This is a genomic window from Leifsonia sp. AG29 (assembly GCF_009765225.1).
Taxonomy (GTDB): domain Bacteria; phylum Actinomycetota; class Actinomycetes; order Actinomycetales; family Microbacteriaceae; genus Leifsonia.
Genome location: NZ_VMSF01000001.1, coordinates 1,330,117 through 1,354,350, shown reverse-complemented (window position 1 = coordinate 1,354,350; position 24,234 = coordinate 1,330,117). Strand labels below are relative to the sequence as shown.

General features: G+C 70.6%; 32 protein-coding genes. 16 read left to right on the top strand and 16 right to left on the bottom strand.

The window, feature by feature from the left end; translation table 11 throughout:
- Window positions 1-84 precede the first annotated feature (84 nt).
- On the top strand, window positions 85-573 hold the full coding sequence (locus FPT20_RS06600; RefSeq protein WP_233265417.1) for a murein hydrolase activator EnvC family protein: 489 nt from the start codon (window positions 85-87) through the stop codon (window positions 571-573).
- Between the two features lie 58 nt (window positions 574-631).
- Here the strand turns inward: FPT20_RS06600 and FPT20_RS06595 are convergent, their stop codons facing one another.
- The 3 genes from FPT20_RS06595 to FPT20_RS06585 all read right to left on the bottom strand — a co-directional run bounded on the left by FPT20_RS06595 (window position 632) and on the right by FPT20_RS06585 (window position 3,543).
- Window positions 632-1,537 (bottom strand): tyrosine recombinase XerC, encoded by a 906-nt coding sequence (locus FPT20_RS06595; protein ID WP_158863737.1) that lies wholly within the window; start codon window positions 1,535-1,537, stop codon window positions 632-634.
- A gap of 63 nt (window positions 1,538-1,600) precedes the next feature.
- Entirely contained in the window at window positions 1,601-2,917 is a 1,317-nt protein-coding gene (gene dprA, locus FPT20_RS06590) for a DNA-processing protein DprA (protein WP_233265416.1), read from the bottom strand.
- The gene (locus FPT20_RS06585; protein ID WP_158863735.1) at window positions 2,914-3,543 is read right to left on the bottom strand and encodes an ATP-binding protein; all 630 of its coding nucleotides are present in this window, start codon (window positions 3,541-3,543) and stop codon (window positions 2,914-2,916) included. The genes dprA and FPT20_RS06585 overlap by 4 nt, the downstream gene beginning before the upstream one ends.
- 17 nt (window positions 3,544-3,560) lie before the next feature.
- On the opposite strand from FPT20_RS06585, the gene FPT20_RS06580 reads away from it, so the two are divergent.
- The 6 genes from FPT20_RS06580 to FPT20_RS06555 all read left to right on the top strand — a co-directional run bounded on the left by FPT20_RS06580 (window position 3,561) and on the right by FPT20_RS06555 (window position 8,082).
- Window positions 3,561-5,168 carry a recombinase family protein gene (locus FPT20_RS06580; RefSeq protein WP_158863733.1) on the top strand — a complete coding sequence of 536 codons (1,608 nt, stop codon included), beginning with the start codon at window positions 3,561-3,563 and terminating at the stop codon, window positions 5,166-5,168.
- Between the two features lie 711 nt (window positions 5,169-5,879).
- Window positions 5,880-6,119: a hypothetical protein gene (locus FPT20_RS06575; RefSeq protein WP_158863731.1), complete on the top strand. Its 240-nt coding sequence runs from the start codon at window positions 5,880-5,882 to the stop codon at window positions 6,117-6,119.
- Window positions 6,120-6,177: 58 nt separating this feature from the next.
- Window positions 6,178-6,963, top strand: a complete 786-nt coding sequence (locus tag FPT20_RS06570; protein ID WP_158863729.1) for a hypothetical protein — start codon at window positions 6,178-6,180, stop codon at window positions 6,961-6,963.
- Window positions 6,960-7,187: a hypothetical protein gene (locus FPT20_RS06565; protein ID WP_158863727.1), complete on the top strand. Its 228-nt coding sequence runs from the start codon at window positions 6,960-6,962 to the stop codon at window positions 7,185-7,187. The genes FPT20_RS06570 and FPT20_RS06565 overlap by 4 nt, the downstream gene beginning before the upstream one ends.
- Before the next feature lie 103 nt (window positions 7,188-7,290).
- Complete coding sequence (locus FPT20_RS06560) at window positions 7,291-7,491, top strand: hypothetical protein (protein ID WP_158863725.1); 201 nt, start codon at window positions 7,291-7,293, stop codon at window positions 7,489-7,491.
- 84 nt (window positions 7,492-7,575) lie between these two features.
- On the top strand, window positions 7,576-8,082 hold the full coding sequence (locus FPT20_RS06555) for a hypothetical protein (RefSeq protein ID WP_158863723.1): 507 nt from the start codon (window positions 7,576-7,578) through the stop codon (window positions 8,080-8,082).
- Here the strand turns inward: FPT20_RS06555 and FPT20_RS06550 are convergent.
- Window positions 8,079-8,552, bottom strand: a complete 474-nt coding sequence (locus FPT20_RS06550) for a hypothetical protein (protein ID WP_158863722.1) — start codon at window positions 8,550-8,552, stop codon at window positions 8,079-8,081. The two genes, FPT20_RS06555 and FPT20_RS06550, sit on opposite strands and share 4 nt — an antisense overlap.
- Before the next feature lie 162 nt (window positions 8,553-8,714).
- On the opposite strand from FPT20_RS06550, the gene FPT20_RS06545 reads away from it, so the two are divergent.
- The 5 genes from FPT20_RS06545 (at window position 8,715) to FPT20_RS06525 (ending at window position 12,681) form a co-directional block, all read left to right on the top strand.
- The gene (locus FPT20_RS06545; RefSeq protein ID WP_158863719.1) at window positions 8,715-9,080 is read left to right on the top strand and encodes a hypothetical protein; all 366 of its coding nucleotides are present in this window, start codon (window positions 8,715-8,717) and stop codon (window positions 9,078-9,080) included.
- Between the two features lie 44 nt (window positions 9,081-9,124).
- A complete protein-coding gene (locus FPT20_RS06540) occupies window positions 9,125-9,418 on the top strand; it encodes a hypothetical protein (RefSeq protein WP_158863717.1) in 294 nt (97 codons plus the stop codon).
- A gap of 23 nt (window positions 9,419-9,441) precedes the next feature.
- Window positions 9,442-9,765: a hypothetical protein gene (locus tag FPT20_RS06535; RefSeq protein WP_158863716.1), complete on the top strand. Its 324-nt coding sequence runs from the start codon at window positions 9,442-9,444 to the stop codon at window positions 9,763-9,765.
- A gap of 88 nt (window positions 9,766-9,853) precedes the next feature.
- On the top strand, window positions 9,854-11,995 hold the full coding sequence (locus FPT20_RS06530) for a tape measure protein (protein ID WP_158863714.1): 2,142 nt from the start codon (window positions 9,854-9,856) through the stop codon (window positions 11,993-11,995).
- Window positions 11,996-12,477: 482 nt separating this feature from the next.
- On the top strand, window positions 12,478-12,681 hold the full coding sequence (locus FPT20_RS06525; protein WP_158863712.1) for a hypothetical protein: 204 nt from the start codon (window positions 12,478-12,480) through the stop codon (window positions 12,679-12,681).
- Window positions 12,682-12,779: 98 nt separating this feature from the next.
- Here the strand turns inward: FPT20_RS06525 and FPT20_RS06520 are convergent, their stop codons facing one another.
- The 7 genes from FPT20_RS06520 to FPT20_RS06490 all read right to left on the bottom strand — a co-directional run bounded on the left by FPT20_RS06520 (window position 12,780) and on the right by FPT20_RS06490 (window position 17,199).
- Complete coding sequence (locus tag FPT20_RS06520; RefSeq protein ID WP_158863710.1) at window positions 12,780-13,268, bottom strand: hypothetical protein; 489 nt, start codon at window positions 13,266-13,268, stop codon at window positions 12,780-12,782.
- Between the two features lie 275 nt (window positions 13,269-13,543).
- Window positions 13,544-14,482 (bottom strand): YifB family Mg chelatase-like AAA ATPase, encoded by a 939-nt coding sequence (locus FPT20_RS06515; protein WP_158863708.1) that lies wholly within the window; start codon window positions 14,480-14,482, stop codon window positions 13,544-13,546.
- On the bottom strand, window positions 14,482-14,835 hold the full coding sequence (locus FPT20_RS06510) for a YraN family protein (protein ID WP_158863706.1): 354 nt from the start codon (window positions 14,833-14,835) through the stop codon (window positions 14,482-14,484). Before FPT20_RS06510 ends, FPT20_RS06515 begins: the two co-directional genes overlap by 1 nt.
- Before the next feature lie 142 nt (window positions 14,836-14,977).
- On the bottom strand, window positions 14,978-15,301 hold the full coding sequence (locus FPT20_RS06505; protein ID WP_018190696.1) for a DUF2469 family protein: 324 nt from the start codon (window positions 15,299-15,301) through the stop codon (window positions 14,978-14,980).
- Between the two features lie 39 nt (window positions 15,302-15,340).
- Window positions 15,341-16,003 (bottom strand): ribonuclease HII, encoded by a 663-nt coding sequence (locus tag FPT20_RS06500; protein WP_199245985.1) that lies wholly within the window; start codon window positions 16,001-16,003, stop codon window positions 15,341-15,343.
- A 158-nt stretch (window positions 16,004-16,161) separates the two neighbouring features.
- A complete protein-coding gene (gene rplS, locus FPT20_RS06495) occupies window positions 16,162-16,509 on the bottom strand; it encodes a 50S ribosomal protein L19 (protein ID WP_158863704.1) in 348 nt (115 codons plus the stop codon).
- A gap of 195 nt (window positions 16,510-16,704) precedes the next feature.
- Window positions 16,705-17,199 (bottom strand): hypothetical protein, encoded by a 495-nt coding sequence (locus tag FPT20_RS06490; protein ID WP_158863702.1) that lies wholly within the window; start codon window positions 17,197-17,199, stop codon window positions 16,705-16,707.
- An 86-nt stretch (window positions 17,200-17,285) separates the two neighbouring features.
- Here FPT20_RS06490 and map point away from each other — a divergent pair, with 86 nt between their 5' ends.
- Window positions 17,286-18,068 (top strand): type I methionyl aminopeptidase, encoded by a 783-nt coding sequence (map, locus tag FPT20_RS06485; RefSeq protein ID WP_158863700.1) that lies wholly within the window; start codon window positions 17,286-17,288, stop codon window positions 18,066-18,068.
- Here map and trmD read toward each other — a convergent pair.
- Together trmD and FPT20_RS06475 are read right to left on the bottom strand one after the other, a co-directional pair.
- On the bottom strand, window positions 18,037-18,771 hold the full coding sequence (trmD, locus tag FPT20_RS06480) for a tRNA (guanosine(37)-N1)-methyltransferase TrmD (protein WP_158863698.1): 735 nt from the start codon (window positions 18,769-18,771) through the stop codon (window positions 18,037-18,039). The genes map and trmD overlap by 32 nt on opposite strands.
- 31 nt (window positions 18,772-18,802) lie before the next feature.
- A complete protein-coding gene (locus tag FPT20_RS06475; RefSeq protein WP_158863696.1) occupies window positions 18,803-20,041 on the bottom strand; it encodes an MFS transporter in 1,239 nt (412 codons plus the stop codon).
- Window positions 20,042-20,088: 47 nt separating this feature from the next.
- Here FPT20_RS06475 and FPT20_RS06470 point away from each other — a divergent pair, with 47 nt between their 5' ends.
- On the top strand, window positions 20,089-20,742 hold the full coding sequence (locus tag FPT20_RS06470) for a GntR family transcriptional regulator (protein WP_158863694.1): 654 nt from the start codon (window positions 20,089-20,091) through the stop codon (window positions 20,740-20,742).
- A 13-nt stretch (window positions 20,743-20,755) separates the two neighbouring features.
- Here FPT20_RS06470 and rimM read toward each other — a convergent pair whose 3' ends face one another.
- The 3 genes from rimM to rpsP are packed head-to-tail and all read right to left on the bottom strand — an operon-like array spanning window position 20,756 to window position 22,140.
- The gene (gene rimM, locus FPT20_RS06465) at window positions 20,756-21,424 is read right to left on the bottom strand and encodes a ribosome maturation factor RimM (protein WP_158863692.1); all 669 of its coding nucleotides are present in this window, start codon (window positions 21,422-21,424) and stop codon (window positions 20,756-20,758) included.
- 1 nt (window position 21,425) lies between these two features.
- Window positions 21,426-21,656, bottom strand: a complete 231-nt coding sequence (locus FPT20_RS06460; RefSeq protein WP_158863690.1) for an RNA-binding protein — start codon at window positions 21,654-21,656, stop codon at window positions 21,426-21,428.
- A gap of 4 nt (window positions 21,657-21,660) precedes the next feature.
- Window positions 21,661-22,140, bottom strand: coding sequence for a 30S ribosomal protein S16 (gene rpsP, locus FPT20_RS06455; protein ID WP_158863688.1), 480 nt, complete (start codon window positions 22,138-22,140; stop codon window positions 21,661-21,663).
- Window positions 22,141-22,336: 196 nt separating this feature from the next.
- Here rpsP and FPT20_RS06450 point away from each other — a divergent pair, with 196 nt between their 5' ends.
- Both FPT20_RS06450 and FPT20_RS06445 read left to right on the top strand, forming a co-directional pair.
- Entirely contained in the window at window positions 22,337-23,473 is a 1,137-nt protein-coding gene (locus tag FPT20_RS06450) for a glutamate--cysteine ligase (RefSeq protein WP_158863686.1), read from the top strand.
- 51 nt (window positions 23,474-23,524) lie between these two features.
- Window positions 23,525-24,220, top strand: a complete 696-nt coding sequence (locus FPT20_RS06445) for an SGNH/GDSL hydrolase family protein (protein WP_158863684.1) — start codon at window positions 23,525-23,527, stop codon at window positions 24,218-24,220.
- Window positions 24,221-24,234: the final 14 nt, after the last annotated feature.

The window sequence follows — 24,234 nt, the reverse complement described above, 5'->3', positions numbered from 1 at the left end:
ACTCCGGATTGCCCCCCGCATCGCGCTGCCGGCTCGAGCGAGTGTGGAGGCGACGGTGACCGACCTGATTCGGAGGGGGCGACGGTGGGAGTCTGGAGGCGGAGGCTGCACGCGCTGGTCGTCGCGTCGGTGGCGCTCGCCAGCCCGCAGGCCGGCGAGACGCTCGCGCCGGCGCGGACCATCGCGCCGGTCCAGACCGTCGCGTCGGCAGCCGTCCCGCACGGTGCCGCACCCGCGTGGCGATGGCCGGTCGAGAAGGTCCGTCTGGTGAAGCCGTACACGGCACCCGCCTCGCGCTACGGTCCCGGGCATCGGGGCGTGGACCTCGCCGCCGAGCCGGGCGAGCAGGTGCTCGCCCCCGCGGACGCCGTGGTCCGCTTCGGGGGTGTCGTCGTGGATCGGCCCGTCGTGACGCTGGACCACGGCGGCGGCGTCCTCTCGAGCTACGAGCCCGTCACGGGGTCGGTGGAGGTCGGCACCCCCGTCGCCCGTGGCGACCCGATCGGTGTCCTCGCCCTGGGCGGCCACTGCGATGGCTGCGTGCACGTCGGCGTGCGGGTCGACGGCGCCTAGGTCTCGCCGCTGTTGTTCTTCGACCGGGTTCCGCGGTCGGTCCTGCTCCCTCGAGGCGTCAGGCCCTCGGGTGCGCGAGGCGGTAGCTCTCCTTGAGCCGTTCCGCCGAGACGTGGGTGTAGATCTGGGTCGTGCCCAGGCTCGCGTGACCGAGAAGCTCCTGGACGGCACGCAGGTCGGCGCCTCCGTCCAGCAGGTGGGTCGCCGCGGTGTGCCGGAGCGCGTGCGGTCCGGCCGGTCCTCCGCCGGGCACACCGGAAAGGAGACGGGCGACCAGTTCGTAGACCGCCCTGGTCCCGAGCCGTCGGCCGCGCGCGCCGAGGAAGAGCGCTGGCCCGGATCCCGGGACGGCGAGCGCAGGCCTGCCGCGGTCGAGGTACGCGAGGACGGCACGCCGGGCAGGGACCCCGAACGGCACGGTCCGCTCCTTCGCACCCTTTCCGACGACGCGGATCGTGAGCCGGTCGAGGTCGAGGTCGTCGACATCGAGACCGGTGAGCTCGGAGACCCGGACTCCGGCGGCGTAGAGGAGCTCGATGACCGCGACGTCGCGCAGCGCGCCGGGCTCCCCCTCCCCGGCCGCCGTCTCCAGTGCGCCGAGGATTCCGTCCATCTGCTGCCGGGTGAGCACGCGCGGAAGGGTCTTGTCGGCTTTCGGAGCCCTGAGGCGGGCCGCCGGGTCGGACGCTTCCGCTTCGCTGCGCACAAGCCAGGCGCTGAACCCTCGGACGGTGGCGGAGCGTCGCGCCAGGGTCGCCTTCGCCAGGCCGTCCTGGGAGGCGCGCCACAGCCAATCCCGGTACAGGTCGAGGGTGAGGTCGCCGCTCGTGCGGACCTGCCGCGCTTCGGCGAACGCGGCGAGCGCGGCCAGGTCGGAGCGGTACGCTCGCACGGTCTGCGGCGAGTACCCGCGCTCGATGCGCAGGTGGCGCGCGTACGCCTCGATCGCCTCCCGCAGTTCCACGGGCCCAGCTTCTCGCAGCGAGCGCGATGTCCTCGGGAGCGACTCTCGGTGCACGCCGACTGCTCACGCGGTGCGGGCCCTTGCGGGAAGGACCCAGCCGCGGCTCCCCTCCACCGCTTGCCCGTCGGCGTCGAGCCGGCCGAGGGTGGAGGCGACCACCGCGAACGGCAGGCCGGTGCGGGCCACGAGCTCGTCGGCTGTGCGCGGTCGGCGTGTCGTCAGTTCGAGCAGCACCCGGTGCTGCGGCGAGCCGAATTCGTAGCCGCTCGCCTCGCTCGATGAGGCAGCGCCGTCGTCGGGCGGGTTCTCCGGAGGGAGGCTGCCCACCGGACCGGCGAGCTCGGCCATCTCCTGCGGCGTGGTCACGCAGACGGCCGCGTACTCGCGGATGAGCCGGTGGCAGCCTGCCGAGGACGGCGACGTGATCGCACCGGGCACGGCCCCCAGGGGTCGCCCGAGTTCTGCGGCGTGGCCGGCCGTGTTGAGCGATCCCGATCGGGCACCCGCCTCGATGACGACGGTCGCGCCGCTCAGCGCGGCGATGATCCTGTTGCGCATGAGGAATCTCCAGCGGGTGGGTGTCGATCCGCACGGCGACTCCGCGAGCAGCACCCCCTCGTCGGCGATCCGGCGGAGCAGCTCGGAGTGCCCGGCCGGGTAGAGGCGGTCGACTCCGCCTGCCAGGACGGCGACGGTCACACCGCCGCTGGCGAGGGTCGCTCGATGTGCGCAGCCGTCGATCCCGTACGCGCCGCCGGAAACGATGGCGAACCCGAGGTCACTCAGCGCGGCTGCGGATTCGAGGGCGACATGCTCGCCGTAGCCGGTCGCGGCCCGTGCCCCGACCACGGACAGGGACCGTTCGAGACCGACGAGCCGCCGGGCGTCTCCCCGCACCCAGAGCAGGAGGGGGCCGCCCGGCCCCAGCGAGGAGAGCCGGTCAGGCCAGTGCCGGGACGCCGGATGGAGGAGCGACGCTCCGAGCGCCGCGGCGGACTCCAGAGCACGGAACGGCGCGCCAGAGGTGAGCCGGGGTCTCCACCGCGCGAGCGCCGCATCGAGCCGGGCGCGCCCTCTGCCGTGCGACGGCTCGTCACCGGAACGGAGAGTCCGCTCTGGATCCCACCCCTCCACCAGCGCCTGGAGGGCCGTGCGCGCACCCACGGCCGCGACGAGACCTCCCGCGTCGGCGTCGCCGGGCTCGACGCAGGTCGCCAGCGCCACCCGGGCGAACACCTCCTCGATCTCCTCCTGGTGAGCGTCGGAGAAGACGTCCAGCACGGCGTCGTCCGACCCGGGCTCCGGGTCGGTCGGCGCGGTGACCCGGGCGAGCGCTCGCCGCATCTCGTCGTGCGGGACCCCGAGGAACGCCCCGCTCATGCGCCGATCCCCCGACGGAGGAACAGGGCTCGGCCGACGTGGTCGATTCCGGGGCTCGACACCCCGTCGAGGTCGGCGAGCGTCCACGCGAGGCGGAGGGTCCGGTCGTAGCCGCGCATGGTGATGCCGCCTCGGTCGAGCGCCCGGTCGATCGGCGCCAGCACTGCGGACCCCAACCGGTGATCCCCGGACCGCAGCCACGTCCCGGCGACCTCCGAATTCCTGGACCAGGGCGTGGTCGCGAGACGCTCCGCGGCGGCCTGGCGAGCCTGGAGCACACGCTCGCGGAGTTCGGCGCTGGTGCGGCCGGCGGGCCGGTCGGCCGCCGAGCGGAGCGCTCCGATTCCGAGCCGGCGAACGGTGAGACGCACATCCACCCGGTCGAGCAGCGGTCCGGACAGGCGCGCCAGGTAGCGCCGCCGGACGATCGGCGTGCAGGTGCACTCCTCGTCGGCGGAACCCCAGCGGCCGCACGGGCACGGATTGGAGGCGAGGACGAGCTGGAACCGCGCAGGGAAGGTCGCGGTGCCGCGGGCCCGGTGCACGGTGATGCTGCCCGACTCGAGCGGCTGCCGCAGGGCGTCGAGCACCGCCGGCGGGAATTCGGCTGCTTCGTCGAGTATCACCTAGATACACTCGGAGCATGAGCACCCCCGCCCGACGCCGAGCCGTCCTCTACTGCCGAATCAGCCGCACGACCGAGGAGAGCGTTTCGCTGGAGCGCCAGCGCCGCGACCTGGAGAAACTCTGCGAGCTCGAAGGCTGGGACGTCGTCGACGTCATCACGGACGACGGCAAGAGCGGCACGAAGGAGCGCGCCGAGGCTACTCGCGCGCTCGACATGCTCCGTAGCGGCGCCGCCGACACTCTACTTGTCTGGGCCTTCGACCGCTGGAGCCGCCAGGGCCTTCGCGCGGTCGCCGACCTGATCGAGGTCATGCGCGAGCGGAAGACGGCGCTCTTCTACGCGAAGAAGGACGGCCTTCGCTCAGATCAGCCCGCCTGGAGAATCATCGCGTCTGTGCTCGCAGAGGTCGCAGCGATGGAGGCCGAGAACACGTCAGCTCGAATCCTGGCAGCTCGGGCCGCGCACCTGAGCAAGACGGCGCCCGAGGATCAGCGCTTCCTCGGCGGCCGAGCCCCCTTCGGCTACCGTCCAGTACCAAATCCGCACGGCCCGGGAAAGGCGCTCGCTATCGACGAGTACGAAGCGCACATCGTCCGCGAGGTTGCCGAGCGCGTTATCGCTGGCGAGACTCTGACGAAGGCGACGCTCTGGCTCGACGCCGAGGGCGTGCCTACGCCGCAAAGCCCCGCACGGCGAGCTCGGCAGGCCGGGGCGCCGATGGACGGACTCGACCGCGGCGCATGGCGCGTGACGACTGTCCGCAACCTATGGCGATCGGACACGTTGATCGGCCGGACAACGCAGAAGCAGGCGATCCGAGGCACGGACGGTCAGCCTGTCCTCGGCGCCGACGGTCGCCCGAAGTTCGAGACGCGGACGGTCGTCGACGAGGCTGGGCTCCCGATCCAGCGCTGGGAGCCGATCCTCGACTTCGACACCTACGCCCAGCTCCAGGCCCGTCTCCCCCGCGTCGGCCGGGTGCAGCCGCGACGAACCGTGTCATGGCTGACGAACGTCGCCCGCTGCGCCGGGTGCGGCGGCAAGCTCTACGCGCAGAAGCGGAGCCGGAACGGTCAGGACGAACTCTTCTTCCGGTGCGCCCAGAAGGGCTACGTACTTGCGCCCTGCGTGGCCCCCGCGACCGTTCGGGTCGATCGACTGGAGGAGTACGTCGAGGCGGCCTTCCTGCGCGCGGCAGGATCACACCCTGAGCTGGAGCGGATCGAACGAGTCATCGCGCCGGACGTCGCACAGCAGCTTAGGGACGTCTCAATGGCGATCCAGGACGTCACCACGGCGATGGGGCGCGACGGCGCCGACGGCATGAGCTTGCTCCGCCAGCTCGACGAGCTGAAGGCCCGACGGACGGCGCTCCGCGAGCTTTCCTCGACAACCGAGATCGAGCTTCGTCCGACAGGCCGGACTCTCGCAGAAGTCTGGGCCGAGCTCGGCGACGATCTGGACTCTCGCCGGGACCACCTGCGACAGGTGATTACGGGCGTCGTCGTCGAGCGGAGCGTCCGTAACGGCACCCGAGCGCCGCTCGACGGCGAACGCGTGCGCCTGATGTGGAACGCCGATCACGGCTTCGAAGTCGACTACGACGACGCCGAAGCCGTGTAAACGGCCCGCGAACGCCCCTGGGAGGGCTCAAAGGTGACGTTGTGACGGAACTTGCGTCACTTTCCATTCCCGCTACTAGTGAGTGACTCCTAGTACAGGTAATAGAAAGTGACGCAAGTTCCGTCACATCGTCACCTTTCGCACTTCAGGGCGGCGCCCGCCCCCGCGAAGTCGTCCGAGCCGATTCTGCCTCCTGGCCCTCTCACAGAATATGGAACCCACCTTCACGGCCGCCGAGGAGAGCGTCGCACGCCTGGCCGCCGAGTACGACGAAGACCTCGTCGCCTCGGCGGTCCGGCGCCTCCGCCAGCTCCAGGGCGAGAGCGGCCGAACCTGTGAGCGCTGCCGAGAGCGGAAGCCCCTCGGAGCGTTCTCCCGCGACTCCCGCGATCCAGTCGGGCTCCGGCGCTACTGCCGGGCCTGTGACTCCGCCGCCTATCAGGCCCGAAAGGAGGCCTCTTCCGCGTAACCCCGGCCCTCTCTACTAGTGAGGCCAGAAGGCCCATCCTGTCGGCGCGTTCTGAGCGCCGAGCTCCTGCCCTCTGAGTGGCGGAGCGACGCGGCGAAGGGGTTCGTCTGCGTCGGGCGCGCGTGAGTCGACTCCTGAGCGGCTCACAGGGACACGCGCCCTCTACTTCGGCCCGTCGGCTTCGGCGGGCCGCTTCTCTTTTGCGAACTACGCGAACGTTCGCCTAGTGAAAGGGGGCCGTCATGGCCGTATTCACCCGAGCGTGCGACCACTGCGGCAAGCCCTACGAGGCATCGCGGATCGACTCGCGCTTCTGCCGAGACGCACATCGCGCCGCCGCCGCACGAGCCGCCGACGCCGAGCTCCGCCGTGTCGGCGCCGACCTCCTCCGCCGCCTCACGCGAGCTGTGATCGAGGGCGCCCCAGAGCGCGAGCTCGACACGATCCTCGCCGAGGCCCGCCGCGTCCTCCCTGAGCGCTGAGCGCTCCCTCAGTCCTCGCCAGGCAGTCCCGCCCGGCGCCATTTGAAAGGAAGTACCCATGAGTGAATCTCGACCCGAGAGCGACACCCAGCAAGCTCTCGCGATGGAGCGCTCGATCTCTGCCGCCATGCGAGAGTCGCTCGCGGCCGACGCCGAGCGGCGCAAGGCCGAGCAGGCCGAGCGCGAAGCCCTGCGCCGCGAGCCCCGGCCGAGTCAGGACTCGTCGCGCTACAACCACGGCGGCGGCCAGGCCTTCTACCGTCCCACCGTCTCGCAGCCGCCGATGGAGCTCGTTAGCGCCGTCCCGGAGCTCGCCGAACTTCACGCGGCATGGCAGGCGGAGAACGTCAAGGGCGCCGAGTTGCGGGCACAGCTCAGCGCCGCGGAGAACGCGAGGATCGCGCTGTTCGAGGGACGGGACGAGGACGGTTCGCCGAAGCGCCGTCCCGGCGTGCGGATCGATGACGTTGACGACGCGAGGCTGAAGGTACTGGACGCCCGTCGCGCGGCGGAGCGTCAGGCCGCCCGCGCTCTAGCCGCGCTGAAGAAGTTCGACGACGCCGCCCACGAGCCCGAGCTCCGCCCCGTACGGGAGCGCCTCATGGCTCCCGTCGCCCTGGAGGCACACGAACGCCTGAAGGCGGCGTGGACCGAACTCGGCAAAGCTGTGGCTGCTCGCCAGGATGCCTACGCGAAGGCTGGCTCGCCCGGCCGCCCATGGGAGCGGCGCGTCTACGGCCCGCTCACAGGCACCCGCCAGACCGCAGAGAGCTACTACGAGGCGATGATCGACGGCTTCGACGTCAAGGCGGTTGAAGCGCTCGCCGGACAGGAGAAGGCATGAACCGCCAGGCGATCTCCGATCTCGTAGACGGAGTCATGGAGCGAGCTCCCTTCCCGGCGACTCTGGCCGAGAACGACGCTCAGACCCGACGACGCGTGACCCGGAAGGCGGAGGCGCGGGGCGTCCAGCCCGAAGCGCTGTACGCGAGCATGATCGCCGAGCAGAAGGCCTCCCGGGCTGACCTCGCCGAGGCCCGAGCTCTCGCCCTGGCGGTACGCGGGTGAGCTCGACGCCGAACCTGATCGACGGCACCCTCTACGTCCCCGCCGTGAACGCCGACGGCACGGAGTACGAAGGCGGCGCCGAACCGTTCCCGCTCCTGGACGAATGGGACCTCTGAGCCCGGACGACGTCGACGCCCGCTTCGCCGAGATCATCGCTCGCGAGCGTGGCGTCGGCCGTCGCGTCCGGAGCTACCTCGTCGGGCGTGCGATCGGCGCGACCGTCCTCGTCCTCGTCGCTCTCGGCGCCCTGACCGGCGTCGTCGGCGTCTTCCTCGCCGCCTGGAAGTACTTCCTCGGCGCCTGACACTAACCGGCCGGACCGCACCCGGCCGCCCACCTACGGGCGCGAGCTCTACAGGCCGCGCCGCGGGATGGACACCCGCAACCCATGAACGCACACACGAACATCACCCTCTCCGCAGCCGAGCGCGCGGAGGTCGTCGCTTACAGCCGCGACGGCGTCCGGCGCTTCCGCCACATGACGCGCCCCGACAAGGCGGCGAGCCGCGTCGGCGCCTGGATTCTCGGCGACCTGTCCCTTTCCGAGTGGCTGGCGCTTTCGGATCAGGGCCGGGAGGCTCGCCTCTACGACGCCCTCCTAGAGCGCAACCTCGCCGCGGCCCGCGCCGAGAAGGACGCGAATCCGTCGGCGACGCCCGCCGAGCTCGCGCGAGCTGGGAAGCAGAAGCGCGCCGTCGCCTCGAAGGTCCGAGCGCCTTTCGCCGCTGCGCGGGGCACGGCCCAGGCGGCGCTCTCGTCGTCCGCCTGGCTCGTCGGCTGCGCGTGCGGCTGCGGCGCCTGGCTGCCCGCGTCGGGTCCTCGCCCGCGCGTCGCCTACAACGACGGTCACCGGCCGCGCGCGAAACGGAGAGCGCCGAAGCGCGACGAGCGCTAGCGCCGCCCGAGTGTGGGCAGTCCAGCGCCGACTGTCCACACGCTCCGGCGCTTCGCGTTCCGCGCCCGCTGCGCATCCGTCGGCGTATCGCCGCCCTTGCACCACCGGCCCGAGGTCGGCTTCGTGTGAGCCACCAGGGGGCCTTGCTTCTTCCGGGTGACCACCCGCCCGCAGACCGGGCACTCTTCTTTCTGGACGGGCGGCTTCGGTGGCTTCGGTGGCTTCGGCGGCTTCTTCGCTCGCGTCTCGGCCTTCGCCTTCACGGCGGCGAGCTCGGCGGCGCGGGCGGCCTTGCGTCGCTCCGACTTCGCCCGGTCCGCGTCCGTGAGCTGGAGCCGTGGCCGAGTCCCTGAGTGCGCCGTGCGTGTAAACGAGCACGGCTTGCCGTCGGCCTGGTGTCCCTCGACGAAACCCTCGGGCAGCACGCGCACCTGAGCGCCGCACGTCGGGCACTTGATGACGACAGCCATAGCTCATGATCCGTGAGCACCCGGTATCGGCGCAACCATCCAGCGCTTACCGGCGCCGACCCTGGGGGGTGACCCCCCTCTCCCCCGTCCCTCCCCGATCGGTTCGGCATAGCGCCTGCCTGTGGCTGCCGGTAGAGCTCCGTTTTTTGGAAAGGCCCACCCATGACAGACACCCACACCACGGCGGACGCCTGGGAGCTCCCGGCCGACTGGACCGACGGAGCTCGCGACCTCTTCCTGAGCGTGATCGAGCAGCGCCCGGACCTCGCCGGAGCCGAGCTCGGCGCGCTGGAGCAGGCGGCAGCGCTTCACTCCTCGGCGGAGCGCCTCGACGAGGTAAGCATCGCCGCGGGCATGGTCGCGCTCGGCTCGATGGGACAGACGATCGTCCATCCCGCGGTCGCGGAGGCTCGACTTGCCCGTACCGCGTCGGCGAGCATCCTCGCCCGTCTCGTCCCGCCCACAGCCGGCCCCATGACCAACTCGCAGCGAGGCCGCCGCGCGGCGCAAGCGAGGTACGCGAAGTGAGGCGTCCCGCTGCCGCCCCAGCCGAGCGAGGCGTCCTCGTCGTCATGCCCCGAGATCGCTCCGGCGCCCTTCCCGTCTGGCATCCCGAGCGGCCAGTCGGCGGATGGTCCCCGCGCGCGGTCGTCGACTCGGCGCTCGACTACGCCGACCTCAACGCCGATCAGACTCGCGACCGTCGGCGTCTGGCTCGCGCCGCCCTTCTAGCGCTCATGGCCGAGCTCCCAGCCGTCAAGCGCGCGGAGATCGAGGCGCGCCTCCGCGGAGAGCTGGCCGCGCTCGCTGCCATAAACGCCGACGACGATCCCGAGCTCGACGACGAGCCCGACGCACCCTTCTAGCCCCATCCAGACAGGAGCAACCCATGTCCCCACTGTTCGAGCACTCCGCGACGACCACCGTCCGCGGCGTCCAGTACACGATCAACGCCGCCCCTGATCTCGTGGCGCAGCTCGCGGCCGTCGGTACAGGCAACCGCGTTGACGACCTCCGCGCGCTACTGAAGCGCGGCCTCGCGATCGTCCTCGGCGCTGAGCAGGCCGCCGCCTTCCTGGCGACCTCACCGACGGACGCCGAGATCGCCCAGCTCCACGAGGCGGCAGGAGAGGCCTCCGGCCGAACCGTCCTCGCAAGCCGAACCCCCATGAACCGAGCAGCCCGTCGAGCTGCCGCGCGATCCCGCGCCTAACCCACCCAACGACTAGCCCCGCCGTACTGCACGGCGGGGCTTTGTCGTGCGCCCACCAAGCGGCGCCGAGGCACCCGTAGGAGGCCCCATGTCCAATGTCGGCTACGCAACGCTGACCATCATCCCGTCCGCGAAGGACTTCTCGAAGGCCCTCTCGGGCGAGGTCGGAAGCGACTTCGAGAAGGTCGGACGCGACGGCGGCCAGAAGGTCGGCGGCGGCCTCCTCGGCGGCCTAAAGGGCTTCGTGGCCCCCGCCGCCGCACTCCTCGCGACCGTCAGCTTCGGCGGTCTGATCCGCGAGGCCGCCCAGGCGTCCGACGCGACGCAGAAGTTCGGCTCGACCCTCCAATTCGCCGGGATCGCAGATAGTCAGATCAAGGCCCTGACGGCGTCGACGCAGGACTACGCGAACAAGACCGTCTACGGCATCGCGGATATCCAGAACATTACGGCCCAGCTCGCCTCCAACGGCGTCCCGGGCTTCGACCGTCTCGCCGAGGCGGCCGGAAACCTGAACGCGATCGCGGGCGGAACGGCCGAGACGTATAAGTCCGTCGGCATGGTCCTGACGCAGACCGCGGGACAGGGCAAGCTCACGACCGAGAACTGGAATCAGCTCTCGGACGCGATCCCCGGCGCCTCCGGAAAGCTCCAGCAAGCCCTCCTCGAAGCGGGCGCCTATACGGGCAATTTCCGCGACGCTATGGCGAAGGGCGAGATCACCGCGACGGAATTCAACGACGCGATCCTGAAGCTCGGCTTCGACCCGGTCGCCGTCTCGGCGGCCCGCTCGACCTCGACGATCGAGGGCGCGCTCGGCAACCTCCAGGCCTCCGCCGTCACGGCGCTGTCGGGCCTGATTACCTTCGCGAAGCCCGCGATTACTGGCTTCCTCGGAGGCGTCGCCGACGGGATCAGCGGCGCGACGACGTTCGTCTCCGGCTTCTTCCAGAGCTTCAGCTCCGGCGCCGGATCGCTCGGCGGTCTGATCCCGCAGGTCCTCCAGCTCGCCTCCGCCTTCTCCCCGCTGAGCCTCGTCGTCCGTGCGGCCGGGCCACAGCTCGCGCAGCTCGCGACCGCCGTCGGCGGCCTCCTCAGCGCGGCGCTGAACACGCTCCTCCCGCCGCTGACGTCCGTCTCCTCGACGTTCGTCGAGCTCCTCTCGGGCGTCCTTTCCGGCGTACTCCCGGCCCTGACCGCCTTCACTGGCTGGATCACGGGCAACCTCCCGTGGCTGACGGCGATCGCCGCGGGTATCGGCGGCATCGTCATCGCGATGCAGGCCTACCAGCTCATTATGGGCATCGTCCGGATCGCGACCGGCGCCTGGGCAGCGATCCAGGCCGTGCTGAACGTCGCCCTCAGCGCGAACCCGATCGGCATCGTCGTTATGGCGGTCGCCGCGCTCGTCGCCGCGATCATCTGGGTAGCAACGCAGACGACCTTCTTCAAGGACGTCTGGGCGGCCGTGTCGAGCTTCCTCGTCGACACCTGGAACAACATCGCGAGCTTCGCCGCGACGGTCTGGAACGGGATCGTCTCCTTCATCAGCGGAGCCTGGAACGCGATCGTCTCGACCGTCGCCGGGCAGATCGCCGCCGTACAGAGCACGATCGCCGCCGTCCTCGGCGCGATCAGCTCGGCGTGGTCGGCAACGTGGAACGCGATCGGCTCCTTCCTCTCCGGAGTCTGGAACGGGATCGTCTCGGGAGTCTCGAACGGGATCAACTCGATCGTCAACTTCTTCTCCGGCCTCGGCTCGAAGATTCTGGGCGTCCTCGCGGGCGCCGGACAGTGGCTTCTCGACGTCGGAAAGAACCTGATCCAGGGCTTCCTCGACGGCGTGAACAACGCCTGGAAGTGGGTCGAGAAGACGATCCGCGGCCTCTTCGGCGGCGCCGTCGATCTCGTGAAGGGCATCCTCGGGATTCACTCGCCCTCGCGAGTCTTCCGCGAGGTCGGCCGGTTCACGGGCGAGGGCTTCGCTCTCGGCCTGGAGGACATGGCCGGACGGATCGAGGACGCCTCGGCGGTCCTCCAGCCGACCATCCCGGACGTCCCGACGTCGTCGGCTCTCGGCATCGCCGAGGGCGGCGTCTTCGGAGCATCCGGACGCGGCGGGGACACCTACGTCGATTTCGAGTACACGCAGGTCGGCGGGCAGGGACTCACGGCAGAGCAGGAGCTCCGCCGCTCCGCCCAGCGCCTGAAGCAAGCGATCAGGAAGTAACGCTGTGCTGCTCTGACAAATCCCCTGCGCTCGCCTCGCGCACGAAGGCCCCCCGGCCGAGCTCCTCGCTCGACTGGGGGGCCTTTCGTCGTTGTGCGGGGCGCGCAGCGTCTCGCGCTAGGCTCGCCTCGCGGTCCCGGGGTACTAGTCCTACTCCGGGGCTGCGCCTACGCTCGACGGGCGATAAGCGCCGTCACGGCGAGGTCAACGAGTCGGGCGAACTCGGCGTCGTCGATCGTGTCGCCAAACAGGGCGTTCACGGCAAGGGCGGCGTCTTCAAGCATGAGTCTTCTCCTTCGATCCCGGCGCCCCGACGGCGCCGACCTGAGAAGTTAAACACGTTCGCGGAGCCTCCGAATCCGCGCCACGTAAACCCTTATACGGAGGCCCCGGCGCGTCGCGCGAAATCTCGCGAATTCGCACCCGGGCGCCCCATTCCGGGGGTCAAGCGCGGCCCGCGCGCCGTTGGTATCGTCGGCGCCATGACACACGACGAGATTCGCGCCCGTATCGCCCAGCGCCCGGCCGAGGAGCCGCTGGAGGAGTCGTGCGCACACGCGGCCTACTGGGCGCTCGTCGAGGCCCAGGAGGGCGGCGCTACGGACGCGGAGTGCGTCGAGCTGATCGTCGGATTCGCGGACGTTAGGGCCGAGCTACTCGCGGCGCTCGCCGACGTCTCCCGCTGAATGACGACGATCTCCCCCTGGAACTCCTCGCCCTCCACGGGTCACGGCAGAGGACCCGCCCGGCCGAAGCCGAACGGGTCCCCGATCCCCTCCCGCGTCTAGCGCTTCTTCTTGTTCAGTCCCGGCGAGCCGCCACGCCAGACGACCGGCCTCGACGGCGCGCTCGGCTTCTCCGGCTTCTCGAAGGTGCCGTCGAAGCGATGCCGCTCAGCCTCCCACCGAGCCTCCGCCTCGGCCTCGTAGAGCTCCTTCGACTTCGCCTTCGCTGCCTCGATACTGGCGAGCACACGGGCGCTTCGCTCTTGCGCCCGCCTGTACTCCTCGATCGTCTGGTAGCCGCTCGCGAGGAAGCGAGCGTGCTCCAGCGAACGGGCGGCCTCGGCCCGTTGTTTCTCGTACCACTCGCGGCGGCGGCGCTTCCTGTCCTCCTCGATCGCCGCCCGCTTCGCCTCACTTAAAAGCGATAGCGCCTCCTCTGAGAGGTAAGGCGCTCGGAATGACGGCACGACGGTTCGCCGACGTGCCTTCGGGGCGGGCCTAGGGTTGCCTGCCACGGTGCTAGGTGTTGCTGGGGCGGTCGTGGTCATTCCTCCTTCGCACTGGCGACCGTCCGCGTTCCGGTGAATCCCGAGAACGCCTCCGCGCGTATCCACCGCGCGATGACACTTCGGGCATCGGGTCCGATCTGACATGGAACCTCCTCAGGGTTCGACTAATTTCGGACGCCTATACCATAGAGCACACCACCGACACAAGATGAAGAACGCTCGGCGTTTCGTCGAATCTGTCGACGAGAGTCGATGCCCGCAGTATCGCCAAATGATCGAAATGTATCGAACATAAGGGCGCGCACAAGTTGTGACTAGGCGATGCTTGCTTCATCGAGGAAGAGGACACCTCCCGTCGCTCGCACGATCGCACCCGGCGTGATCCGGCCGCTGCCGCCGCCCACGAGCGAGACCGCGGACGCGGTGTGATGCGGCGCCTCGTACGGTGGCCGGGTGATGAGTGAGCCGCCCACCCCGAGTCCGGCCAGCGACCGGATGCTCGTCGCCTCGAGGGCCTCGCGCGGCGTCAAGTCGGGAAGCAGGGACGGGAGGCGACGGGCGAGCATCGTCTTGCCCGCGCCGGGCGGCCCGACCATGGCGAGATGATGACCGCCGGCGGCGGCCGTCACGAGCGCCTCGATCGCCTCCTCATTGCCGGCGACATCGGCGATGTCGGGCTCGGGTTCGTCGGTGCTGTCGACCGCCGGCAACGGCACCGGCTCGAGGTCGACGGGCTCGAGCCGGGCTCCGTGCAAGATCGCCGTCTCCCGCAGTCCGACGACGCCGACCACCTCGATGCCGTCGACGAGGCGGGCCTCCGGGGCGTTGGCGTGGGGTACCACCACGCGGGCGAAGCCGGCATCGCGCGCGGCCACCACCGACGGCAGGATCCCCGGTACGGGACGCAGCCGCCCGTCGAGTCCGAGTTCTCCGAGGTGCACCACGCCGGCCGCCGCCTCCGGAGGGAGCTCGCCGGCCGCCGCCAGGGCGGCCACGGCGATCGCCAGGTCGAAGGCGGAACCCTGCTTGGGCAACGCGGCCGGCGACAGGTTCACCGTGAGCTTCCGCTGCGTCAGCGGACAGCCGGCATTGACGGCCGCCGACCCGACGCGCTTGCGGGACTCCCCCAGTGCCGCATCCGGGAGTCCGATCAGCACGAACGCCGGCAGCCCCGCCGAGATGTCGGCCTCGACCTCCACGACGTGGCCCCGAACACCGTCGAGCGCGACGGCATGGGTACGCGCCAGCGCCATCACGCCACCCCGGCGAGATGCTCGATGGAGGGTGACGCGCTCCACGCGTCGATCACGGCGACCGCGTCGATCCGCACGTCCCCGTCGGGCCGGTGCGCGCTGCACCACTCCGCAGCGAGCCGCCGCAGCCGTGCGGCCTTGGCCGGCGTGATCGCCTCGAACGGATGCCCGAAGGCGACCGAGGTCCGCGTCTTCACCTCCGCGAACACCGTCGTGGCGCCCTGCCGCAAGACCAGGTCGAGCTCTCCCGACCGCGTGCGCCAGTTGCGGTCGATCACGACATACCCGCGCGATTCGAACCACGATGCCGCGACAGCCTCGCCGCGGCGACCCAACTCGTCTTTCTCAGCCATGAATGCCTCCCGAGCCCAGCCTCGGGCAGCGGGATGACCTCAACGGTGCGGTGAAGCAATCTGTGGACGAGGACGGGACGCGCTACGACTGTGGAGGGGCGCGGTCAGCGCGCACGGGGCGCGGATGCGAGGATCCGCGGCGTCACTCGTCGAGCGCGAGCTCCTTGGGGAGCTCGAACTCCTTGCTCGAGAGCTCCTCGATGTTGACGTCCTTGAACGTGAGCACGCGCACCGACTTCACGAAGCGGTCGGCACGGTAGACGTCCCAGACCCAGACGTCGTTCATGGTGAGCTCGAAGTAGAAGTCGTGCTCGGTGTCGCGACGGACGAACTCCACCTCGTTCGCGAGGTAGAACCGGCGCTCCGTCTCGATCACGTACTTGAACTGCGAGACGACGTCCCGGTATTCGCGATACAGGGCCAGCTCGACCTCGCGGTCGTAGTCGTCGAATTCGTCCTCATCCATCGTCCGTCAAGTCTATGCCGGTTGGAGGAGGCCGAAGACTCACACGGGGAAATCGAGCATCGCCGCTTCTTTGAGCCAGGTGAGCCGGTGCAACGCGCTCGGCCCGAGCTGGTCGATCGCCGCGAAATGCTCCGGAGTCGAGTAGCCCTTGTTCGTCGCCCAGCCGTACCCGGGATACTCCGCGTCGTGGGCGATCATCATGCGATCCCGGTGGACCTTGGCGATGACCGAGGCCGCGGCGACGGAGGCGCAGTCCCGGTCCGCCTTGATCCGGGTGACGACGCGCGCAGGCCGCATGAGCACGGGGTTCAGGTAGTCGTGGTTGCCGTCGAGGATGAGGGTGCTACCCGCCACATCGGCACCCTGCTCCTCCAGCATCGCCAGCGCGCGGGCGCCCGCGAGGCCGAGGCAGCGCATAATGCCGAGGGCGTCCACCTCGGCCGCGGTCGCGAGGCCGACGGCATGGTGGAGGGACCACTTCCGGCAGAGCGGCTCGAGGCTCTCGCGCACGGGCTCCGGCAGCAGTTTCGAGTCCCTCAGCCCGGGCGGGATGCGCTTGACCGCTGTGTCGATGACGACCATGCCGACCGCCACGGGACCCGCCAGGGCGCCCCTGCCGACCTCGTCGACCGCGACGATGGAGGTGACGCCCTCCCGATACAGCGACTTCTCGAACCGCAGCGACGGCGACACGGGTGCCATCATGTGCTTCTCGTCCTCCCGGAGGCGCTCGCGATTCCGAGCGCCGGGTTCATTCTCGCATCCTGCGCGGCTCGGCCGCATCGCCGCGGTGCCCGGAGACACGAGAGCTCCCGGCCTGACGGACGGGAGCTCTCGGGTGGTGCTGAGGAGGCGCGGAGTCAGTTCTCGCGCTTCTCCTTGATCTTCGCCTTCTTGCCGCGGAGCTCGCGGAGGTAGTACAGCTTCGCGCGGCGGACGTCACCGCGGGTGACGACCTCGATGCGGTCGATCACCGGGGAGTGCACGGGGAACGTGCGCTCGACGCCGACCTGGAAGCTCACCTTGCGGACGGTGAAGGTCTCGCGGACGCCCTCACCGGAGCGGCCGATCACGACGCCCTGGAAGACCTGGATACGAGAGCGGGTGCCCTCGATGATGTTGACGTGCACCTTCACGGTGTCGCCCGCGCGGAACTCGGGGATGTCCTGCTTGAGGGATGCGGCGTCGACCTGGTCGAGGATGTGCATTTCTGTTCGCTCTCTGTACCCGCCTGCAGGTCGGGGACGGACTCGGGGCCGGCCTCGCGCAGGGCGGGTCGGCGGTCTGGTAGGAGTGTGTGCGGTGCGCGCGTGAACTGCTGGCTCCCCTGCGGCAGAGCCGGGCCGCGGCACAAGGATCAATTCTGCCATGCCGGACCCGGTATTGCCAAAGCCGCCCGGCCGTCAGTCGCGCTCGCGCCGCTCCTCGATGACGATGTACTCGCCCTCGTCGATCGGCTCCTGCGTCGGCGCGGTCTCACGAGGGCGCGCCAGCTGCTCGTACGCGGCGAACGTGGCCTGCACGCGGACCCGCGTCTCGCGGACGAGCTCCCAGAGCGCGACCCAGAAGGCTGCGAGGAACAGGGCGATGCCGAGGACCGCGAGCCAGGGCGTCACCCCCGGCGGGAAGAACCCGAACGCGATGATCGAGGCGTGCCACGCCGTGAGGAGGCCGACGTCGTACCAGGACACGGCCCGGCTCTCGCGGACGCTGCGGCGCGCGACCAGGAGACCGGCGACGAGCAGCAGCGTGACGAACAGGAGGGGCGAGAGGATCAGCAGCCCGAGGAAGGACCAGCCGCTCCCCTGACTGAACGCGGCCCAGCCGATCAGCAGCCAGGCCGGCAGCACGATGGCGGCCGGGAACAGCCACCAGTAGAACGCCCTGCGGATAACCACTCTCTCAGAGTAGTCGCGCTGGGCTGCACGGTGCCTGCGAGACTGGTGGTGCCTCCTTCGCCCGACCAGACCCGAGAGGACCCCCCGTGATCGAACTGAGGACGCCCGCAGAGATCGAGGAGATGAAGCCGGCCGGCCGGTTCGTCGCCGAGGTGCTCGCGGCGACATCCGCGGCGGCTCGGCCCGGGGTGAACCTGCTCGAGCTCGACCGCATCGCGCACGACCTCATCAAGCGCCGCGGCGCCGAATCGTGCTACATCGACTACCACCCCTCGTTCGGAGCGCGCCCGTTCGGGAAGGTCATCTGCACCTCGGTCAACGACGCGGTCCTCCACGGGCTCCCGCACGAGTACCGCCTCCGGGACGGCGACCTGCTGACCCTCGATTTCGCGGCCTCCGTCGACGGGTGGGTGGCCGACGCGGCCGTCAGCGTGTGCGTCGGATCGCCCCGCGACGAGGACCTGCGGCTGATCGACACGACCAGGCGAGCCCTGGCGGCGGGAATCGCCGCCGCGAGGCCCGGAGGACGGGTCGGCGACATCTCGGCGGCGATCGCCGCCGTGGCGAGGGCGGAGGGCTACAGCATCAACACGCAGTTCGGCGGCCACGGCGTCGGCCGGACGATGCACGGCGACCCGCACATCGCCAACGACGGCCGGCCGGGACGCGGCTATCCGCTCCGGCCCGGTCTCGTGATCGCGATCGAGCCCTGGTTCCTCGCCACCACGGACGAGATCTACACCGATCGCGACGGGTGGACCCTGCGTAGCGCCGACGGGTCCCGGGGCGCGCACTCCGAGCACACGGTCGCCATCACCGAGGAGGGACCGGTCGTCCTCACCGCTCCTGCGGGCTCGCTCCCGGCGTGACCTCGGCACCGGGGTCGACGGCCGCGAGCAGGTCCGGCCGAACCCGGCGCGTCCGCTCCAGCTGCTGCTCCCTCCGCCAGGCGTCGACCGCGCCGTGGTTGCCGGAGAGCAGCACGGGAGGGACGTCACGGCCGCGCCACACGGCCGGCTTGGTGTAACTCGGGTACTCGAGCAGACCCTCCTCGTGCGACTCCTCGACGAGGCTCTCGGGGTTCCCGACGACACCGGGGATCAGCCTCCCGACCGCTTCGATCATCGCCATGGTGGCGACCTCGCCGCCGTTCAGCACGTAGTCCCCGATGCTCAGGAGCCGGACCCGCGCCCGGGAGGCCGCCTCATCGAAGACCCGCTGGTCGATTCCCTCGTATCGGCCGCAACCGAAGACGAGGTGCTGCTCGCGGCTGAGCTCTCGGGCGGTCGCCTGCGTGAACACCTCCCCCGCCGGCGACGGGAAGATGACGACCGGGTCGTCACCGCTCTCCAGCAGCCCGTCGAGCGCCTCCCCCCACGGCTCCGGCTTCATGACCATCCCGGCGCCCCCGCCGTAGGGCGTGTCGTCGACGGTGCGGTGCCGGTCGTGAGCGAAGTCGCGCAGATCGTGCACCCCGAGCTCGATCAGGCCCGACTGGCGGGCCTTGCCGAGCAGGGAGATGTCCAGCACATCGAAGAAGGTCGGGAAGATCGTGACGATGTCGATGCGCATGTGCAGAAGTCTAGGAGGGACGCGAGCCGCGTCAGCTCCGGGCGCGGGCGCCCACCGCCTCCTCGGAGGGGACGACGCCGAGCTCGCGGTCGCGCGGGACCAGGGGCGTCGCGACGGCCGGGCACAGCGCCACGAGCGCGAAGGCCGCCGGGTATCCCAGCCACCCGATCAACGCGCCCACGGCGGGCCCGACCAGCGACGCCGCGAGGAACTGGCCGGTGTTCTGAGCACCGAGGGCGCGTCCCGCCCAGAAGGGGCCGGCGATCTCGGCGACCGAGGTGTAGGCCAGGCCGTTGTCGGCGACCGTGACGATGGCGGCCACGATGAGGATCACAGCTGCGGCCGCAGAGCCCAGCGCGGAGGCGGCGCCCATCAGGAGCATCACGCCCACGGCGGCGAGCGAGACCCAGCGCAGCGGCCGGAGGTGACTGCCCACCCGGTCGCTGAGGACACCGACGCCGATCCTGCCGACGGCGCCCGCGAACTGGCTGACCCCGATGACGACCCCGGCGGCGAGGCTGGAGAACCCGAGCCCGGTCACCAGCCACACGAGGCCGAAGGTCGAGACCGTGAACTGCGGCACGACGAGCAGCATGGACACGCCGTGGATGCGCCACAAGAGGGACGTCTCGCGGTATGGCCGCCAGCGCGCCAGCGGGTGGACCGGGTCGCCTCCGGCCGACCGCCGGGGTGGTCGCGGCGGATCGACGATGCCCACGGCGCACAGGGCGGCCGACACCGCGCACAGGACCGTCGGCACGACGAGGGCGAGCGCGATCCCTCCCGCGGCAGCGAGCAGCGGGACGCTGATCGCCGCGATCGCCACGCCGAGCGGTTGGCACATCTGGCGGATGCCCATCGCGAGCCCGCGGCGCTCTTTCGGGAACCATCCGATCACCACCCGACCGCTCGCCGCGTTCGGGCTGGCCGACGCCATTCCCCCGACGAGGAACAGGGCGCCGAGCGCGAGGTACGACGAGACCCACATCGCCGCGAAGCCGGCGACGGCCGTGAGCAGCAGACCGGACACGATCACGGCGCGCTCGCCGAAGCGGTCGCTCAGCGCTCCCCAGGCGATGAGGGTGAGCACGAGCCCGAGCGTCGGCGTCGACGCGAGCAACCCCGCCTGCGCGAGACTCAACCCCCGTTCAGTGTGGAGCAGCGGGATGAGGAACGCGGGGGTCGAGACGAACACGGTCGAACTCGCCTGGGCGAGGACCCCGAAGCTCAGCATCAACCACGGGCGCGGGCGTCGCGAGAAGCTCACCATGCGGTATACCCTACCGGTATACCGCTCCGGTATACCAAAGGAGACCGATGTCCGAGTCCGCCTCACCCGTGTACGCCCGCCTCCGCGCTCAGATCCTCGACCTCGAGCGGATGCCCGGCTCGCGTCTCACCGAGCGCGGCCTCGAGGGCGACCTGGGCGCCTCCCGGACGCCGCTGCGTGCCGCCCTCATGCGCCTGGAGGCGGAGGGGCTCGTCGCGCGCGAGGGGCGCGCCTGGCAGGTCGCGCCGATCGACCTCGGCGAGATCGCCCGCCTGAGCGAGCTGCGCGACGCTCTCGAGACCGCAGCGGTGCGGCTGAGCGCGCAGCGAGCCGACCCGGCAGCCGTGGAATCGCTCTCTCGCCGCCTCACCGGGTTCGATCGGGCTCTCGACACCGAGGGGGCCGTCCGGGCAGGAGCTCGGTTCCACGTCGAGCTCGCCGCCCTGTCGGGCAACCACTTCTTCGCGGATGCCGTGGACGCCGCCATGACCCGGCTGGCCCGGGCCCGGTGGCTGGTCGCCCAGGACGCCGGCGCGTGGGAGGAGCACCACGACATCGTCGCGCTGGTGGCGTCGCACGACGCCGAGGGGGCTGCGGAGCTCCTCCACCGCCACGTCGTGGCGACGCACGACCGCCTGCTGGACGCCATCGACGCCGATGCGCGATCGCTCCGCGCGCGGGGGCTCGCGATCGTCCGCTGAGCGGGGCTGCCCCTCAGGCGCCGAAAGACCGCTCGTCGCCCGTGGCCTCGGATTCCGGCTCCGCCTCCGGATCGGCCTCCGCGGCGGTGTCGGTCTCCGGCTCGTCGTCCGGGATCTCCTCGAAGAGTCCGACGGGAGGCGTCACCGTCAGCGTTCCCGCGGCCAGATCGACCTCCGGCACGATCGCCTTGACGAACGGAACGAGCACTTCGCCGTCCGGCGTCCCGATGGCGAGGAGATCCTGCGCCGGCAGATGGTCGACACGGATGACCCGGCCGACCGGCACGCCGTCGCGGAGAGCCTCGAGGCCGACCAGCTGATGGTCGTACCAGGCGTCCTCCTCGTCGGGGAGCTGCTTCAGGTCCTGGTGGACCCACAGGATGGCCTTGACGAGCGTCTCGGCCTCGGTCCGGTCGTCCACGCCGGCGAAGAACCCGACCGGGTGGCCGTTGTACCAGCGGAGCTCCCGGAGCTCGAGGGTCTTCCCGTGCCACTTGGACGCCGTCGGCACCTGGAGGGTGAAGACGGCGCCCGGCACGAAGCGCTTCTCGGGCTCGTCGGTGAACAGCTCGAGCTTGAGAGCGCCCTTGAGGCCGTGGGCCTTCGTGAGCCGGCCGACGCGCAACTCGGTCTGGCCGGGCCGCGGGGCGACCTCCTTGCGGGGCAGTTTGTGGTCCGCCACCTCAGTCGTCGACGACGTCGACGCGGACGCGACGGCCGTCGGCCAGGGCGTTCACCAGCGTCCGGAGGGACTTCGCGGTGCGGCCGGAACGGCCGATGACCCGGCCGAGGTCCTCGGGATTCACGCGAATCTCGAGGACCTCGCCACGCGGGGAGCTCTTGGCGACGACGTGCACGTCCTCCGGGTGATCGACGATCCCCTTGACCAGGTGCGTGAGCGCGGGTGCGAGCAAGGCGTCAGGCCTTCTCGCCGTCGGCGGCCTCGTCGGTGATGGCCTCGGCCTCGGCGACGACCTCGGCCTCAGCGGCCTCCTCGGCCTCGACCTCGGCCTCGACGACCGCCTCGGCCTCGGCCGCGGTCGGCTTCTCGGCCTTGGGCTTGAGGACCGGCTTCTTCTTCTCGTCGGCGACGAACGCCTCCTTGACCTCGGCGGTCCGGACGGTGCTGACGGCGTTCTTGTCGCCCTTGAAGGTGCCCCAGTCGCCCGTGAGCTTGAGCAGCGCGAGGACCTGCTCGGTCGGCTGGGCGCCGACGCCGAGCCAGTACTGGGCGCGCTCCGAGTCGACTTCGATGCGCGAGGGCTCCTCGGTCGGGTGGTAGAGACCGATCTCCTCGATGACGCGGCCGTCGCGCTTGGTGCGCGAGTCGGCGACGACGATGCGGTAGTACGGAGCGCGGATCTTGCCCAGGCGCTTCAGACGGATTTTGACAGCCACAATTCTCCTGTGTCGTGAGTGAAGGTGTGTCGAACTGACTGCCGTGGGCGTGGGGGCACACTCGGCAGGAGGTCTTTGTTCGTCCCACGCACCGGATAGAGGGTCGGGTACGTCGAACTCAACTAGCTATTCTGTCAGATACTGCCCTGCTTTGAACAATCGGCCTCGGCCGCACAGCGAACGGACGGACGAGAGCATGCAGATCGACTTCACCCCGTCCGAGCGGTCCACGGTCGGCGTCGAGTGGGAGCTGGCCCTCGTGGACGGCGCGACGGGCGATCTCGTCCACATCGCCGACGAGGTCCTGCGCGAACTCGGCACGCCGGACGGCGCGGAGCACCCGCAGATCACGCACGAGCTGCTGCTCAACACGGTCGAGCTCGTCAGCCGCGTCCATCGCACGGTCCCCGCGGCCATCTCCGACCTCCAGGAGCTCATCGCGCTGGTCCGCGAGGTGACCGACCCTCTCGGCGTCGAGCTGATGTGCGCCGGGACCCATCCGTTCGCCCAGTGGTACGACCAGAAGGTCACGCCGAACGAGCGCTACGACCGCCTCCTCGATCGCACGCAGTGGTGGGGCCGTCAGATGATGATCTGGGGCATCCACGTGCACGTCGGAATCGACCACCGCGACAAGGCTCTGCCCATCGTCAACGGCCTCCTGACGTATTACCCGCACCTGCAGGCGCTCAGCGCGTCGAGCCCCTTCTGGGCCGGCGCGAGGACGGGATACGCCTCCAACCGGGCACTGATGTTCCAGCAGCTGCCGACCGCAGGTCTGCCCTGGCAGTTCCTGACCTGGGCGAACTACGAGGAGTACGTCCAGGATCTCGTGACCACGGGCGTCGTCACCGACTACTCCGAGGTCCGCTGGGACATCCGCCCCTCGCCGAAGTGGGGCACGGTCGAGATGCGCGCCTGCGACGGCCTGTCGACGGCGGACGAGGTCGGCGCCGTTGCGGCCCTGATCCACTGCCTCACCGACCGCATGTCGGGTGCACTCGACGAGGGCGTGGAGCCCGTCACGCTGCAGCCGTGGTTCGTGCGCGAGAACAAGTGGCGCGCCGCCCGCTACGGGCTCGACGCCGAGATCATCACCGCGCCGGACGGCTCCGAGCGCCTGGTCTCGGAGGCGCTGCGCGACCTCGTCGAGGAGCTCATGCCCACCGCCGAGCGTCTCGGCTGCGCCGACGAGCTCGCCGCGGTGACCACGATCCTGGAGGCCGGGGCCAGCTACCAGCGCCAGCTCGCCGTGGCCGAAGCGAACGGCGGGAGCCTCCAGGCGGTGGTCAGCTCGCTCACGCACGAGCTCCGCAGCGGTCTCGCGTTGTGAGCATCGACTGCTCCTAGCTCGGTCATAGGGAAGCGTCCTAGCCTTGCTTGCATGTTCTCCCGCCGCTCGCTCGCTGCAGCGGCGACCGCGATGACGGTCGCCGTCGTGGCGCTGACCGCCCTCTCGGGGTGTTCCACGATGCCGGCACCCCTCGCGGGCGCCACCGGCGCGTCCGGCTCCGGGTCGGTCCAGCGCGTCGCGGTCATCGGGGATTCGATCGAGGCGGGCCTCGGGCTCGATCCCGAAGAGGCCTGGCCGGCCCTCGTCGCCGATCAGCGCGGCTGGCAGCTGGCCAACCTGAGCGTGTCGGGCGCCGGGTTCGTCGCGACCGGTGCCTCCGGGGCGGACTTCAGCGCGCAGGTCGACGCCGCCGTGGCCGACAAGGCCCAGCTCGTCTTCATCGGAGCGTCCGACAACGACCTCGGGCAGTCGGAGTCGACCGTGTCCGCGGCCATCCGACGGCAGGTCGACCGCCTCCACTCGGCGCTGCCGCACGCGCAACTGGTGGGATTCAACGCTCTGAGCGGGCAGGCGTCGGACGACGATCTCGCCGCCGACAACGCGGCGCTCGCGTCGGCGGTCGAGGCGGTCGGAGGCTCGTGGATGGACCTGGGCCAGCCGTACCGCGACCAGGCCGGCCTCGTCCAGGACGATGGCGAGCACCCGACCCTCCCCGGCCAGCAGGCGATCGCCGACACCGTGCAGACCTGGCTCGACCAGAACCAGGACGCCCTCGCGGCCGGCTGAGTCAACCCCTCTCA